The 15,497-nt window shown below is 34.0% G+C and carries 18 protein-coding genes; all 18 read left to right on the plus strand.

The window, feature by feature from the left end:
* Positions 1-176: 176 nt before the first annotated feature.
* Positions 177-1,697 carry a flexirubin biosynthesis tyrosine ammonia-lyase FlxA gene (flxA, locus tag DOS84_RS17880; RefSeq protein ID WP_111411467.1) on the plus strand — a complete coding sequence of 507 codons (1,521 nt, stop codon included), beginning with the start codon at positions 177-179 and terminating at the stop codon, positions 1,695-1,697.
* 136 nt (positions 1,698-1,833) lie between these two features.
* A complete protein-coding gene (gene flxB / locus DOS84_RS17885; RefSeq protein WP_111411468.1) occupies positions 1,834-2,565 on the plus strand; it encodes a flexirubin biosynthesis SDR family reductase FlxB in 732 nt (243 codons plus the stop codon).
* Positions 2,566-2,580: 15 nt separating this feature from the next.
* Complete coding sequence (locus DOS84_RS17890; protein ID WP_111411469.1) at positions 2,581-3,816, plus strand: beta-ketoacyl-[acyl-carrier-protein] synthase family protein; 1,236 nt, start codon at positions 2,581-2,583, stop codon at positions 3,814-3,816.
* Positions 3,809-4,060 carry an acyl carrier protein gene (locus DOS84_RS17895; protein ID WP_111411470.1) on the plus strand — a complete coding sequence of 84 codons (252 nt, stop codon included), beginning with the start codon at positions 3,809-3,811 and terminating at the stop codon, positions 4,058-4,060. Before DOS84_RS17890 ends, DOS84_RS17895 begins: the two co-directional genes overlap by 8 nt.
* Before the next feature lie 54 nt (positions 4,061-4,114).
* Positions 4,115-4,996 (plus strand): LpxL/LpxP family acyltransferase, encoded by an 882-nt coding sequence (locus DOS84_RS17900; RefSeq protein WP_111411471.1) that lies wholly within the window; start codon positions 4,115-4,117, stop codon positions 4,994-4,996.
* 301 nt (positions 4,997-5,297) lie between these two features.
* A complete protein-coding gene (locus tag DOS84_RS17905) occupies positions 5,298-6,203 on the plus strand; it encodes an NADPH-dependent FMN reductase family protein (RefSeq protein ID WP_111411472.1) in 906 nt (301 codons plus the stop codon).
* A 6-nt stretch (positions 6,204-6,209) separates the two neighbouring features.
* Complete coding sequence (gene darB / locus DOS84_RS17910; RefSeq protein WP_111411473.1) at positions 6,210-7,343, plus strand: dialkylresorcinol biosynthesis protein DarB; 1,134 nt, start codon at positions 6,210-6,212, stop codon at positions 7,341-7,343.
* Complete coding sequence (locus DOS84_RS17915) at positions 7,343-7,783, plus strand: hotdog family protein (RefSeq protein WP_111411474.1); 441 nt, start codon at positions 7,343-7,345, stop codon at positions 7,781-7,783. The genes darB and DOS84_RS17915 overlap by 1 nt, the downstream gene beginning before the upstream one ends.
* Positions 7,784-7,794: 11 nt before the next feature.
* A complete protein-coding gene (locus DOS84_RS17920) occupies positions 7,795-8,265 on the plus strand; it encodes a hotdog family protein (protein ID WP_341537938.1) in 471 nt (156 codons plus the stop codon).
* A 7-nt stretch (positions 8,266-8,272) separates the two neighbouring features.
* Positions 8,273-8,677, plus strand: coding sequence for a flexirubin biosynthesis protein DarG (DarG, locus tag DOS84_RS17925; RefSeq protein WP_111411475.1), 405 nt, complete (start codon positions 8,273-8,275; stop codon positions 8,675-8,677).
* Positions 8,677-9,675 carry a BtrH-related acyltransferase DarH gene (gene darH, locus DOS84_RS17930; protein ID WP_111411476.1) on the plus strand — a complete coding sequence of 333 codons (999 nt, stop codon included), beginning with the start codon at positions 8,677-8,679 and terminating at the stop codon, positions 9,673-9,675. Before DarG ends, darH begins: the two co-directional genes overlap by 1 nt.
* A gap of 17 nt (positions 9,676-9,692) precedes the next feature.
* Positions 9,693-10,445 (plus strand): ABC transporter ATP-binding protein, encoded by a 753-nt coding sequence (locus DOS84_RS17935; RefSeq protein ID WP_111411477.1) that lies wholly within the window; start codon positions 9,693-9,695, stop codon positions 10,443-10,445.
* A complete protein-coding gene (locus DOS84_RS17940) occupies positions 10,435-11,718 on the plus strand; it encodes an ABC transporter permease (protein WP_165830467.1) in 1,284 nt (427 codons plus the stop codon). The genes DOS84_RS17935 and DOS84_RS17940 overlap by 11 nt, the downstream gene beginning before the upstream one ends.
* Positions 11,693-12,145, plus strand: a complete 453-nt coding sequence (locus DOS84_RS17945; RefSeq protein WP_111411478.1) for an acyl-CoA thioesterase — start codon at positions 11,693-11,695, stop codon at positions 12,143-12,145. Before DOS84_RS17940 ends, DOS84_RS17945 begins: the two co-directional genes overlap by 26 nt.
* Positions 12,142-13,272, plus strand: coding sequence for a beta-ketoacyl-[acyl-carrier-protein] synthase family protein (locus DOS84_RS17950; protein WP_111411479.1), 1,131 nt, complete (start codon positions 12,142-12,144; stop codon positions 13,270-13,272). The genes DOS84_RS17945 and DOS84_RS17950 overlap by 4 nt, the downstream gene beginning before the upstream one ends.
* Complete coding sequence (locus DOS84_RS17955) at positions 13,272-13,889, plus strand: 3-oxoacyl-ACP synthase (protein WP_111411480.1); 618 nt, start codon at positions 13,272-13,274, stop codon at positions 13,887-13,889. The genes DOS84_RS17950 and DOS84_RS17955 overlap by 1 nt, the downstream gene beginning before the upstream one ends.
* A gap of 2 nt (positions 13,890-13,891) precedes the next feature.
* Entirely contained in the window at positions 13,892-14,149 is a 258-nt protein-coding gene (locus tag DOS84_RS17960; RefSeq protein ID WP_111411481.1) for a phosphopantetheine-binding protein, read from the plus strand.
* Positions 14,150-14,294: 145 nt separating this feature from the next.
* Complete coding sequence (locus DOS84_RS17965; RefSeq protein ID WP_111411482.1) at positions 14,295-15,497, plus strand: beta-ketoacyl-[acyl-carrier-protein] synthase family protein; 1,203 nt, start codon at positions 14,295-14,297, stop codon at positions 15,495-15,497.

The following is a 15,497-nucleotide window of genomic DNA, read 5'->3' on the forward strand; positions in this document are numbered from 1 at the left end:
AAGTGCTTGTTAATATATTAGTTAAGTTTGTTTTGCTGATTTGTAAAACAAAAAAAATATAGGTTTACTAATTTTAGTGATATTGTGCTACATTTGTTTATTCAAATTAACCACATTAAATTCTAAATAAAAACTAATTTTTAATATATTTAGTTGAAAAAAATAATACAAATTGAATGAATACTATAAATGAATTTTTAAGTCTAGAAGAGTTTAAATCTGTAATCTTTAATAATGACAAAATAAATATTAGCCAAGTTGTTTTAGATAGAGTTAATGAAAGTTTTGATTTTCTAAAAGAGTTCTCAGTTAATAAAATTATTTACGGCGTAAATACGGGATTTGGACCAATGGCTCAATATCGTATTAAAGACGAAGATCGTATACAATTGCAATATAATTTAATACGAAGTCATGCCTCTGGTACAGGAAAACCGTTGAATGCGACCTGTGTTAAAGCAGCAATTTTGGCTAGGCTAAATACACTTTCTTTAGGTAATTCTGGAGTTCATTCTTCAGTGATTCATTTGATGAAAGAATTGATCAATAGAGATATTACTCCTTTAATTTTTGAACATGGTGGAGTAGGAGCGAGTGGTGATTTAGTGCAATTGGCTCATTTGGCTTTGGTTCTTATTGGTGAAGGAGAGGTTTTCTATAAAGGAGAAAGAAAACCTACCCAAGAGGTTTTTGAAATAGAAAAACTGAAACCTATTCAAGTAGAAATTAGAGAAGGGTTGGCTTTAATGAACGGGACTTCGGTAATGACAGGTATTGGTGTTGTCAATGTGCATCATGCCAGTAAGTTATTGGATTGGTCGATTAAGTTTTCTTGTGCAATAAATGAAATTGTGCAAGCATATGACGACCATTTTTCTGAAGAATTAAACAATACAAAACGTCATAAAGGACAGAGAGAAGTTGCTTCGAGAATGAGAACAAATCTTGAGGACAGTACTTTAATCAGAAAAAGAGAAGATCATTTATATTCAGGAGAAAATACAGAAGATGTTTTCAAAGAAAAAGTTCAGGAATATTATTCTTTACGTTGTGTTCCTCAAATTTTGGGGCCAATACTTGAAACCATAAGCAATGTTTCTTCTATTTTGGAAGAAGAATTTAATTCAGCAAATGATAATCCAATCATAGATGTAAAAAACCAGCATGTATATCATGGTGGTAACTTTCACGGGGATTATATTTCTTTGGAAATGGATAAATTAAAGATTGTAATTACTAAATTAACAATGCTTGCCGAACGTCAGTTGAATTATTTATTGAATTCAAAAATAAATGAAATCCTTCCTCCATTTGTAAATTTGGGAACTTTGGGTTTCAATTTTGGAATGCAGGGAGTGCAGTTTACTGCGACTTCTACAACTGCTGAAAGTCAGATGTTATCGAATCCTATGTACGTTCACAGTATTCCAAATAATAATGATAATCAGGATATTGTAAGTATGGGAACTAATGCTGCCGTAATTACATCAAAAGTTATTGAAAATTCATTTGAAGTATTAGCTATCGAATTAATTACCATTGTTCAGGCTATCGATTATTTGGAACAAAAAGACCAAATTTCATCTGTAACCAGAAAAATATATGATGATATTCGTGTCATTATTCCAAGATTCGAAAAAGATCAGGTAATGTATCCTTTTGTGCAAAAAGTGAAAGATTATTTGATCAATAACTAAAGTCAAAAGTTTTAAATCTAAAATCAGCAATCTGCAATCTAAAATAAAAGTATGAAATCGCCATGACACCATTTGTCGTAAACACCAATAAAGATCTGGCGATACCATATTTCCAAAATTTAAATAGTATTTATATATGAAATGTGCATTGGTAACAGGAGGTTCTAGAGGAATTGGTAACGCTATTTGTGAAAAATTGTCACAAGACAGCAGTTATCATATTCTGATTAATTATTATTCGAATAAAGAAGAAGCCGAAAATACATTAGAAAAAGTAATTGCAAACGGGGCTACGGGAGAAATTCTAAAATTTGATGTTGCCAATTTTGATGAAGTGAAATCGGTATTGACGCAATGGCAAGAGGCAAATCCAGAAGCAATTGTCGAAGCAATTATAAATAATGCAGGAATTACCAAAGACGGTCTGTTCATGTGGATGAGCTTGGAAGATTGGTCCAGTGTTATTAACACCAGTTTAAATGGTTTTTTTAATGTGACTAACTTTTTTATGCAAAAAATGTTGCGAAATAAATACGGCCGAATTGTGAATATCGTTTCGCTTTCGGGTGTAAAAGGAACAGCAGGACAGACTAATTATTCTGCGGCAAAAGGTGCATTGATAGGAGCAACTAAAGCTTTGGCACAAGAAGTTGCCAAAAGAAATATTACAGTAAATGCAGTGGCTCCAGGTTTTATAAGAACAAATATGACTAGCAATCTTGATGAAAAAGAACTAATTAAAATGATTCCCGTGAATCGTTTTGGTGAAGCCGAAGAAGTTGCCGATCTGGTTAGCTTTTTGGTTTCCAAGAAATCAAGCTATATCACTGGAGAGGTTATCAATATAAATGGTGGGATTTATTCATAAATAATATAAAAGAAAATGAATAAAAGAGTTGTCATCACGGGAATGGGAATTTATTCCTGTATCGGAACATCGTTAGACGAGGTAAAAGATTCATTATATCAAGGAAAATCTGGTATTTCATTTGATCCGGAACGAAAAGAATTTGGTTTTCAATCAGCCTTGACTGGGATGGTTCCTAGACCAGATTTAAAAAATTTGCTTACCAGAAGGCAAAGAATAAGTCTTGGGGAAGAAACGGAGTATGCTTACATGGCTACGGTTGAAGCCTTAAAAAATGCCAATATTGACGATACTTTCTTTGATGAAAATGAAGTTGGGATCATGTATGGTAATGATAGCGCTTCGAAATCTGTTATCGAGGCGACTGATATTATCCGAGATAAAAAAGATTCTGCCTTAATTGGTTCCGGAGCTATTTTCAAATCGATGAATTCAACGGTTACGATGAATTTGTCGACTATTTTTAAAATGAGAGGGATTAATTTAACCGTAAGTGCGGCCTGTGCAAGCGGATCTCATTCTATTGGATTGGCCTATTTTTTAATCAAAAGCGGTTTTCAGGATGTAATCATTTGCGGTGGAGCACAGGAAATTAACAAATATGCCATGTGCAGTTTTGACGGTTTAGGTGTTTTTTCCCCGAGGGAAGACGAACCAACCAAAGCCTCAAGGCCTTTTGATATTAATCGCGATGGTTTAATTCCTAGTGGTGGCGGCGCTACTTTGGTTTTAGAATCGTATGAATCAGCTATAAAACGAGGCGCTCCTATTCTGGCAGAAGTTGTGGGTTACGGATTCTCGTCGAATGGCGGTCATATTTCCACTCCAAATGTTGAAGGACCATCTATAGCCATGCAAAGAGCGCTCGATGAAGCAGGAATAAAAGCAAGTGAAGTGGATTATATAAATGCCCATGCAACATCAACACCAGTAGGAGATGATAATGAAGCAAAAGCGATTTTTAAAGTCTTTGGCGAGAGTAATCCTTATGTGAGTTCTACAAAGTCAATGACGGGGCACGAATGTTGGATGGCTGGAGCCAGTGAAGTCATTTATTCGATTTTGATGATGCAAAACGATTTCATAGCGCCAAACATTAATTTGGAAACGCCAGATAATGATGCTGCAAAATTAAATTTGGTTAAAACCACTTTAAATAAAAAATTTGACATATTTTTGTCGAATTCCTTCGGTTTTGGAGGGACGAATTCAGCATTAGTAGTCAAAAAGTATAAAAAAAAGAATGAATAAAGAAGCAATCACAGAGAAGATTAATGATTTTTTAATTGATGAGTTTGAGGTAGATGGAGATGATATTCAATCAGATGCGAATTTGAAAATCACTTTGGGATTGGATAGTTTAGACTATGTAGATTTAGTTGTTTCTATCGAATCAAACTTTGGTGTAAAATTAGTTGAAGCAGATTTTGTAGGAATAGATACATTCCAAGATTTTTATGATCTAATTGAAAATAAATTAAAAGCAAAAGCATAATTTATATTTTTTAGGTGTCACAAGCATTCTAAAATCTAAAATCTACAATTTAAAATGAGTCAATGGGATGGGAAATCTAAAGGGACTGTTCTAGGATACAAAATTTTTGTTTTTTTTATTAAAAAAGTAGGGATTAAAGCAGCTTATCTTGTCCTTTATTTTGTAGCAACTTATTATTTTATTTTCCTAAAAAAAAGTAATACCTCAATCTTTTATTATTTTAGAAAAAGATTGGGGTATTCGTATTTCAAATCCAAAAGAATGGTTTTCAAAAGTTATTATACTTTTGGACAGACCATTATTGATAAAATTGCCATTGGGGCCGGACTAAAAAAGAATTTCACATATGAACATGATGGTGGTGAAATTATAATCAAACTTTTGAAAGAAAAAAAGGGAGGAGTACTTATTAGCGCGCATATTGGGAATTTTGAAATTGCCGAACATTTTTTTAGTGAGATAGATATTAATTTTCAAATAAACCTTGTCACCACCGATTTAGAACATTCTGCCATAAAAAAATATCTAGAAAGTATTACCCAAAAACCAACAATAAATTTCATATTGATTGGTGATGATTTGTCACATATATTCGAGATTAACTCGGCTCTAGCTAGGAATGAACTGGTTTGTTTTACAGGAGATAGATATTTTGAGGGCGTAAAGTCATTAAGTGAAACATTACTGGGAGAAGAAGCGCTTTTTCCGGCCGGACCATTTCTTATATCCTCTCGTTTAAAAGTCCCGGTTGTTTTTGTTTATGTGATGAAAGAGCCTAATTTACATTACCATCTTTATACCAGAGAAGCTACGGTAAAGCATCGTGACGAAAAGGGGTTGTTGAAAGAATATGCCCGAAGCGTGGAAATGATGGTTAAAAAATATCCTCTACAATGGTTTAACTATTTTGATTTCTGGAATCAGATCAATAAATAATAACAATTATTTACACTGTTATTTTGTTTTTACCTCACACTTTTTATTTTTTAAAGCAAAATGGTTTTTGTAGTTTTTGAGCTGTGGTCTCTTTAACAGCGAATAGACTAAGAAAAATGAATTTCAGGCGTTTTTTTTATTTTTGAAATTACGGACCTAACATTCTTATTATTAAAGGTTTGATTTTTGTTTAGAATAGCCTGTTTGGTTACAAGACTATATTTCGTTTTAAACAAATAAACCACCATTAGCATAAATTATAAATTTAAGTTAAATTCGCTTTTGTAAAAAAACAACCCCAATGAAAAACGTCCTTGTAATCTACTATTCTCAATCGGGACAATTAGAGTCCATTGCGAGAAATATTGCAAAACCACTTTTGAATTCAGATAGTATAAATGTTTTATTTCATGAGATTCAGTTAGAGAAACCGTTTCCGTTTCCTTGGAACAATGAGGCATTTTTCGGAGCTTTTCCAGAATCCTTTTTGCAGATTCCAACAGCATTGAAGCCTGTTTCAGAAGAAATAATGAATACCAAATTCGATTTGATTCTTTTGAACTACCAAGTTTGGTATTTAACCCCTTCAATTCCCGTAAATTCTTTTTTGAAAAGTCCTGAAGCGAAAGTGTTATTGAATAATACTCCAGTAGTAACCATAACTGGTTCCAGGAATATGTGGGTGATGGCACAAGAAAAAGTAAAAGTGTTATTGAAACAAAATAATGCATTGTTAAAAGGAAATATCGCTTTAGTTGATCGAGTAGGAAATTTAATAAGTGTTATTACAATTGTAGAATGGATGTTTTCGGGAGTGAAAAAAAAATATCTTGGAATTTTTCCTTTGCCTGGTGTTTCAGAGAAGGATATTAATGAATCCACAAAATTTGGGGAAGTAATTTTTTCCAGTTTGAGAGATAATAATTTAGATAATTTGCAATCTAAATTGGTTGATATTGATGCGGTTAGGGTTAGTTCGTATTTAGTCACTGTTGATAGAACGGCCAATAAGATTTTTACAAAATGGTCAAATTTGATTATTGGTAAAGGAGAATCCAGAAAGTCTTGGCTTAAAGTTTTTAAAGTTTATTTGTTATTGGCTATTTGGTTAATCTCACCAATAGTTTATATCTTGCACGTTCTTACTTATCCGTTAAAGATTAAAAAAATAAGGAAAGAATTAGAATATTATAAAGGAGTAAATTAGATTATTATGTTTGATGTATATATTACAAAAGCGGCCAAATGTTTGCCAAATGAAGCTGTTTCTAATGACGAAATGGAAGATTATTTGGGTTTAATAAATGAAACCGCATCCAAAGCCAGAAGACTGATTTTAAGAAATAATAAGATTGTTAGTAGGTATTACGCTTTGGACAAAAACGGGAAAAGCACTCATAATAATGCTGAATTGACAAATAATGCCATTCAAGGATTATTTGATGAAAATTTCACGGCTCAAGATATGGAATTATTGTCTTGCGGAACAACTACTCCAGATGTTTTGGTGCCTTCCCATACATCAATGGTACATGGATTATTGAAGAATAAATCGTTAGAATTAAATTCTTCATCGGGCGTTTGTTGTGCGGGTATGAATGCCTTGAAATTTGGTTATCTTTCTATAAAATCAGGTAATACTAAAAATGCAGTTTGTACAGGCTCCGAAAAATTATCCACTTGGATGTTGGCTAATAAATTTGAAAATGAAGTTGTTAATTTAAAGAATCTTGAAGAGCAGCCGATTCTGGCTTTCAAAAAAGATTTTTTGCGTTGGATGTTGTCTGATGGTGCTGGAGCTTTTTTATTAGAAAATAAACCAAACGGCCCAATCTCTTTAAAAATTGAATGGATGGAAGCTTTCTCGTACGCATACGAACTGGAAACTTGTATGTATGCTGGTGGAGATAAAATGGAAAACGGTGAAATAAAACCTTGGAACGATTACAATCCAGACCAATGGCTGAATGAATCTTTGTTTGCTTTCAAACAGGATGTTAAATTATTGGACGAATTTATTTTGGTTAAAGGTTCTCAGAGTATGGGCGACGCTTTGTCCAAAAATAATATATCGGCAGACGAAATTGATTTCTTCTTGCCTCACGTTTCTTCTCATTATTTTGTGGATGGATTGAGTAAGGCATTGGCAGAAAGAGGTATGGTGATACCGATGGAAAAATGGTTTATGAATTTGGCTTATGTAGGGAATGTAGGTGCCGCTTCAATTTATTTGGCTTTAGAAGAATTAATGGGTTCCGGAAAATTGAAAAAAGGGAATAAAATACTTTTATCTGTTCCTGAGAGTGGTCGTTTTTCTTATGCCTATGCTTATTTAACGGTCTGTTAATGGCAGTGCTTGAAAATAATCCATTAGGAGGTAAAGATTTTGTCGAAACTTTAATTCCCCAAAGATTCCCATTTGTAATGGTTGATAAATTGTATTCGTATTCAGAAACGGAATTGGTTTCGGGATTTACAATACAAAGTGATGCTATTTTCTTGGAAAATAATTATTTTCTTGAGTCAGGAATAATAGAACACATGGCGCAATCAGTGGCATTACATACCGGATATCAATTTTATTTAAGAAATGAACAAGCTCCTACGGGTTATATTGGTTCCGTAAAAGATATTAAAATACACAATTTGCCCAAACTTCATGACGAAATAAGAACAACAGTTTCGATATTACAGGAATTTGGAGGAATTACTTTGGTTGATGTTGTGACCAAATTGAACGATGTTGAAATAGCAAAAGGTCAAATGAAGACTGTTTTGGCTAAATAACTTAGAACACCGTGAGTAAAAAAGAAACTTCAAATCCAGTTGATATAAAAAAGTATCTGCCACATCGCGCTCCGATGCTGATGGTGGATTTGATTTTGGAAATGGATGACGAACATGTGGAAACCTTTTTTGAAATCAAAATAGACAATATATTTCTGGAAAATGGTTTTTTTACAGAATCAGGTTTAGTTGAAAATATGGCTCAAACTTGCTCATCTGTAGTGGCCAAAGATTATTTTATCGATGAAAATTATAATGATAAGGAGGATGTGAATGTCGTTGGTTTTATTAGCGGTATCAAAACATTGAAAATTCATGCCTTGCCACAAATTGGTGAAGTTATTTATACAAAAGCTTTGTTAGTCTCCAAATTTATTACTGAATCCTATAGTTTGTGTACCATGAAATGTCAAACTTTTAGAGCCGATGAATTGCTCTTGGAAGGTGAGATTACATTATTTATTCAAGAAAATAAATCATAGTAATAGTATGAAAAAAGACGAAGTTCCTCAAGATAAAGGCAATCTTTCTAATAAAAATATGAAAGAGTTGGTTTATGCCACAGATGAAAAAGGCAATTATACAACTGCTTTGAGCACTGGTTGGGAGCCTAAAACTATTGCACTATCGAATTCTATTGAAGAAATTAGCGAACGAATTGCTATTGCAAAAGCGCAAGTAGAGAATAACGAGGTGAGTCCCATTTGTTATTATATGGAGTTTTGCAGAATGGATATTGGAGTGCTTTCCAGTTATGTAGGAATGTGGCAATGGCGAGTTAAAAGACACTTCAAACCTAGAGTTTTTGCAAGATTAAGCGATTCCATTTTGGAAAAATATGCGGAATCATTCAATATTACTATCGAAGAGTTGAAAAATTTTAAAACAAATTAATGGAAACAAATTTTGCACATCATCAATCGGCTCATTGTGAGAATGGAGTTGCTTCCAATTTGTTAAAACATAACGGATTGAATATTAGTGAACCAATGGTTTTCGGAATTGGTTCAGGGCTTTTCTTTGTTTATTTGCCTTTTCTGAAAGTGAATTATGCGCCTGCGATTAGTTATAGACCCATGCCAGGTTCTATTTTTAATAAGTTGGCCAAACGTTTAGGGTTAAAAATAAAAAGACAAAAATTTTCCAGTGAAGCTAATGCCATTAAAGCATTGGACGAAAACTTAAAAAATAATATTCCCTCCGGATTACAAGTAGGAGTATACAACTTAACGTATTTTCCAGATGAGTATCGTTTTCACTTCAATGCCCATAATTTGGTGGTTTATGGAAAAACGGAAACAGATTATTTAATTAGTGATCCCGTTATGGAAAACGTAACGACACTGACTCATGCCGAGCTAAATAAAGTTCGTTTTGCCAAAGGTGCTTTTGCTCCAAGAGGTCAAATGTATTATCCAATTCAGGTTCCTGCCAATGTAGATTTGAAAGGAGCGATTATCAAAGGAATAAAAAATACCTGTCGGGATATGTTGGCTCCAATGCCAATAATTGGTGTACGAGGTATTCGATATGTAGCCAAGCTAATTAAAAAATGGCCCGTAAAAGAGGGAACTAAGAAAGCCAATCATTATTTGGCTCAAATAGTTAGAATGCAGGAAGAAATAGGAACAGGCGGCGGTGGTTTCCGATTTATATATGCTGCATTTTTACAAGAAGCTGCGGTTATATTAGAGAATGATGAATTGCAAAAGCTATCATTGGAAATGACGACTATTGGTGATTTATGGAGAGACTTTGCGGTAGAAGCTTCTCGTGTTTATAAAAACAGAAGTACCAAAGTGGATGTATACAATACCCTTTCAGACGATCTTTTGGTTATTGCCGATAGAGAAGAAGTGTTTTTTAAGAAGTTAAAAAAAGCAATTAGCTAAAAAAAAATGCTACTATTTTGAAAACCATTATCCAAATATCAAATCTATCTAAAATATACAAAGATGCCGAAGTGTATTCTTTGGATGATTTTTCTTTGGATATAAAAGAAGGACAAATCTTTGGTTTATTAGGCCCTAACGGTGCTGGGAAAACCACTTTGATTTCGATACTTTGCGGATTGATAAAACCTACTTCGGGTTCTTTTACAATTGATAATTTGGTTTATGCTAAAAACGCAAATGAAATCAAAAAAATAATTGGTGTAGTGCCGCAGGAATACGCTTTGTATCCGACTTTAACTGCTAGAGAAAATTTACTGTATTTTGGAAGTATGTACGGTTTAAAAGGTAATGATCTTAAAGAAAAAGTTATTGATAGCCTTGATTTTTTGGGATTGTTGAAATTTGCGGATAAGCGTATCGAGACTTTTTCGGGAGGTATGAAACGCCGTGTCAATTTGATTGCCGGAATATTGCACAATCCCAAAATACTTTTTCTTGATGAGCCAACCGTAGGTGTTGATGTGCATTCAAAAAATGTTATTATTAGTTATCTTAAGGAACTTAACAAGACAGGGACTACCATTATTTATACTTCACATCATTTGTCGGAGGCGCAGGATTTTTGTACTAACATAGCTATCATCGATGGGGGAATCATACATGCCGAAGGAACACCAAAGGATTTAATTTCCACTACTGCAAATGCCAGAAATCTGGAAGATGTTTTTATTTCATTAACCGGAAAAGAATTGAGAGATGTTATATAAACTTTGGATGTCTGTTTATAAAGAATTCTTGTTGCTGAAACGAGATATGGGAGGCGTAGTGACGCTATTTTTAATGCCGCTGGTATTAATTATAACGGTTACGCTCATTCAAGACAGTACTTATAAAAAAGGAAATGATGTCAAAATTCCAATTCTTTTGGTGGATTATGACAAAGGCAATGTTTCAAAAACGATTTTTGATAATTTAAATAAGAGCAACGTTTTTAGTGTTGTTACCACTATAGACAATACACCAATTACGGAGGCTGTAGCCAAAGAGGCCGTTTTCAAAGGGAAATATCAGTTGGCTATTATTATTCCGTCTCATTTAAGTACCGATTTACAAGCTAAGATTGACCAAAATGTACAAAAGATTGTTAGTAGTCTGGGCTTCGCTGATTCTTTGGCAACAAAATCAAATGCTAAATTGGTTAGTCAAAAAGAAGTTAAGCTCTATTTTGACCCTGCTGTACAATTGAGTTTTAAAAGCAGTGTGATGAATGGGATTGACAAAATGATTTCTCAAATAGAAACCAAATCAATCTATACTACTTTTCAAGAGCAATTAGGGGAGGATGACGCTAAATTTGAGCAAAAAAGTTTTATTACGTTCAAAGAAATTGTTCCTAAAATCAACAACAAAGATATTACTCCAAACTCGGTGCAGCATAATGTTCCAGCATGGACACTTTTCGCAATATTTTTCATTGTAATTCCTTTGTCAATCAATATGGTGAAGGAAAAAACACAAGGTACTTTTATTCGATTGCGTACCAATCCTGTATCCAATAAAATAGTTTTGGCAGGCAAAACACTTATGTATTTAATTATTTGCTTGATTCAGTTTTACATGATGGTTGCTGTTGCCATATTTTTGTTTCCACATTTAGGGTTACCGTCGCTTAATGTAGAAGGGCATCTTATTTTGATGAGTATTGTTGCTTTGTTTTCAGGTTTAGCGGCAATAGGCTTTGGTATTTTATTGGGAACCATTGCCAAAACACAAGAGCAGTCAGCTCCTTTTGGTGCTACTGCGGTTATTATTTTGGCGGCAATAGGGGGCGTTTGGGTTCCTGTTTTTGCAATGCCCAAGATAATGCAAATCGTTGCGCAATCCTCACCTATGAACTGGGGACTGGAAGCATTTTATGATGTACTTTTGCGTAATGGAACATTTTGGGACTTGGTTCCAGAATTATTTTTATTATTGTTATTTTTCGTAGTTACCACAACACTAGCATTGCTGTATGATAAGAAGAAAAGAGCTGTATAAAGAGGCGACCGATTTGACCGTTTCAGAAGAGATTCGAGTGCGGTTCAATGAAACTGACCCGCTTGGAATAGTGTGGCACGGCTATTATATTACCTATTTTGAAGATGGAAGAGAAGCTTTTGGCCGTCATCATGGAATTTCTTATTTGGATATTGCTGATAGCGGTTATACTACTCCCATTGTGAAATCGTCTTGTGAACATAAATTATCGTTGCGTTATGGCGATGTAATTCGCATAGAAACTACTATTGTTGATACGCCAGCAGCCAAAATGATTTTTAGATACAGAATATTTGATACCAAAGATGAAATTGCCTGTACCGGAGAAACCGTTCAAGTTTTTTTGGATAGCCAAGGTGAATTAATGTTGACGAATCCTCCGTTTTTTGAAGAATGGAAGCGAAAAGTTGGTTTGATTAAAGAATGATAAAAGAAGTATATATAACCGAAACGAATTGCATTACACCCATTGGGTTTGATGTGGCTTCCAATATAAAAAATATTGGTGAAGAAGTTTCTGGGATTCAATTGCACGATAAACCAATGTTGTTTAGTGTGCCTTTTTATGCTTCTATAATTAATGATGTCGACTTGGATTTGGCTTTTGCCAAAGTGACTTCGGCCACGAACTATTCAAGGTTGGAAAAAATGATGATTTTGGCTTTGGAACCAATCATCAAAAAGTCTAAAGTTATTTTAAATGAGCGAACTGCATTTATACTTTCTACCACTAAAGGAAATGTTACCGCATTAGAAAATCACAATATAGAGCCTGCTTATTTGGATCAATTAGCTAAAATTATTGCTAATTTTTTTGAATTTAAAACGGAACCTATAGTGATCTCAAATGCTTGTGTTTCTGGAATATTAGCGGTTTCTGTTGCCAAAAGGTTAATTCAGGCTGAGATGTATGACAACATATTCATCGTGGCAGGGGACGAAGTTTCGAAGTTTGTTTTGTCGGGCTTCAATTCTTTTCAAGCGATGAGTGATTTACCATGTAAACCATATTCAATAAATCGAACCGGAGTAACTTTAGGAGAAGCTGCAGCTGCAGTTTTAGTTTCTTCGAATAAAGAAAATGCAAAAATAAAAGTTCGTGGGGATGGTTCCATCAATGATGCAAATCATATTTCAGGACCGTCAAGAACCGGTGAAGGACTTTATAGAAGCATTCAAAGTGCTTTGGCGGAAGCCAGAATAAAAAGCAATCAAATTGATTATATTTCGGCTCACGGTACGGCAACCCCTTTTAATGACGAAATGGAAGCCATAGCATTGAATAGATTAGGTCTTGAAAATGTTCCAATGAATAGTCTTAAAGGATTTTATGGACATACATTAGGGGCTTCGGGATTGTTGGAAACCGTTATTGGAATTCAATCGGCGCTGGAAAATAAATTATTTGTTTCACTGGGTTTTGATACCATTGGAGTGAGTCAGCCGATTAATGTTATTGAAAAAAATGAAAACAGGAATATTCATTATTTCCTAAAGACAGCATCGGGTTTTGGCGGCTGTAATACGGCGGTTGTATTCGAAAAAGTTAACTAATGACAGCAAAGAAAACCTATATACAATCCTTTTGTACGATTCAGAATAATCAAATTTTAATGAATGGTGAAGTCGTTTTTAGCACGGAACCAACCGCATTTTCTGATTTTTCAAAGAAAACGTATCAGCATTTGGAAATGAATTATCCTAAGTTTTTCAAAATGGATAATTTGAGTAAATTAGCTTTTTTGGGAGCGGAATTTCTTTTGAAATCAGAAAGCAATTTTTCAAAAGAAAATAATACGGCATTAGTATTTGCAAACAAGTCATCGAGTTTGGATACCGATGTGAAATATCAAAATTCAATTTCTGATGCAGAAAATTATTATCCAAGTCCAGCCGTTTTTGTTTATACGCTGCCTAATATATGTTTGGGCGAAATAAGTATCAAACATCAACTGAAAAGCGAAAATTCTTTCTTTATATTTGCGGATTACAACCCTGAATTTATGGAGAAATACAGCAATATACTTTTGGAAACCCTAAAGGCGGATAAAGTATTATGTGGATGGGTTGAATATTATAATGAGAATTACAAAGCTTTTCTGTATTTAGTGGATAAGGAAGGCGAAATAGAACACAATCAAGAAATATTAAAAAAACTATACAAACAATAATTATGGAAGCATTAAAGCAAGAATTAAAAAGTAAAATCATTGAAGTTTTAAACTTAGAAGATATAGCAATAGCGGATATAAATGATGATGATGCCTTATTTGGCGATGGATTGGGACTGGATTCTATTGATGCATTGGAACTTATTGTGATGCTGGATAAAGATTATGGAATTAAATTAGTGGATCCAAAGGAAGGGAAAACTATTTTTAAATCTATAGAAACTATGGCCGGATATATCGCTGAAAATAGAGTTAAGTAATAATTTTAGAATTTAGAGTGCAGATTTTAAATTTAATTGGAATCTAAAATTATGATATTCACTCACTCTAAAATCTAAAATTAATTGTGCCTTTTTAACATTCACACATTCTAAAATCTGCACTCTAAAATCTAAGAAATCTAAAATGAATATAGGCATCGCCATTACGGGAATGGGTATTATTTCTTCAATCGGGAATTCGGTTGAGGAAAATTACAATGCATTACGGAATAGTCAAATTGGAATTACAACTATCGAAAATATTGCGACAGTACATGTTGATGTAATAAAGGTTGGCGAAATAAAGAAAACCAATCAGGAGTTAATTGAAGAGTTGCAATTAGGGAAAGATAATAATTTTTCCAGGACGGCTATGCTCGGTACGATTGCGGCTAAACAAGCCGTAAAAAATGCGGGAATAACTTCAATTAATGAATACAGAACTGGATTAATTTCGGCGACGAGTGTTGGTGGAATGGATATGACGGAACGCTATTACCACGAATATTTTGATAATCCCGAAGTTGTAAAATATATTAGCAGTCATAATGCCGGAGATAATACCGAAAAAATTGCCAGTGAACTAGGACTGAAAGGCATGGTAACTACGATTAGTACTGCCTGTTCGTCTGCGGCAAATGCTATTATGTTGGGTGCGCGATTGATAAAATCGGGTAAATTGGATCGTGTTATTGTGGGCGGAACAGATGCTTTGTCCAAGTTTACCATTAATGGTTTCAAAACACTTATGATTTTATCTGATGGCTACAATAAACCATTTGATAATGACCGAAACGGTTTGAATCTTGGTGAAGCTGCCGCTTATTTGGTTTTGGAATCAGAGGAATTGGTCAAAAAAGAAAATAAAAAAGTACTGGCACGAGTTTCCGGTTATGGAAATGCAAATGATGCTTTTCATCAGACTGCTTCTTCAGAAAACGGAGATGGCGCTTTTTTGGCAATGGAAAAAGCTTTTAAAATCGCCAAATTGCAACCAGAACAAATCGATTATATCAATGTCCACGGTACGGCTACTCCCAATAATGATTTGTCCGAAGGTAGAGCCATAGCTCGATTGTTTGGCGAAAGTAAAGTACCTGATTTTAGTTCAACCAAACCTTTTACGGGGCATACTTTGGCGGCCGCCGCCGCTATTGAAGCGGTTTACAGTGTATTGGCAATTCAGAATAATGTGGTTTTCCCAAATCTGAATTTTAAAACACCAATGGAAGAATTTAATCTTTTGCCACAAACGACTCTAAAACATAAAAACATAGAACACGTACTTTCTAATTCTTTTGGATTTGGAGGAAATTGTTCAACTCTTATATTTTCTAAAAGCGAATAA

Source organism: Flavobacterium aquariorum, from assembly GCF_003254745.1.
In the GTDB taxonomy this organism is placed as follows: Bacteria; Bacteroidota; Bacteroidia; order Flavobacteriales; family Flavobacteriaceae; genus Flavobacterium; species Flavobacterium aquariorum.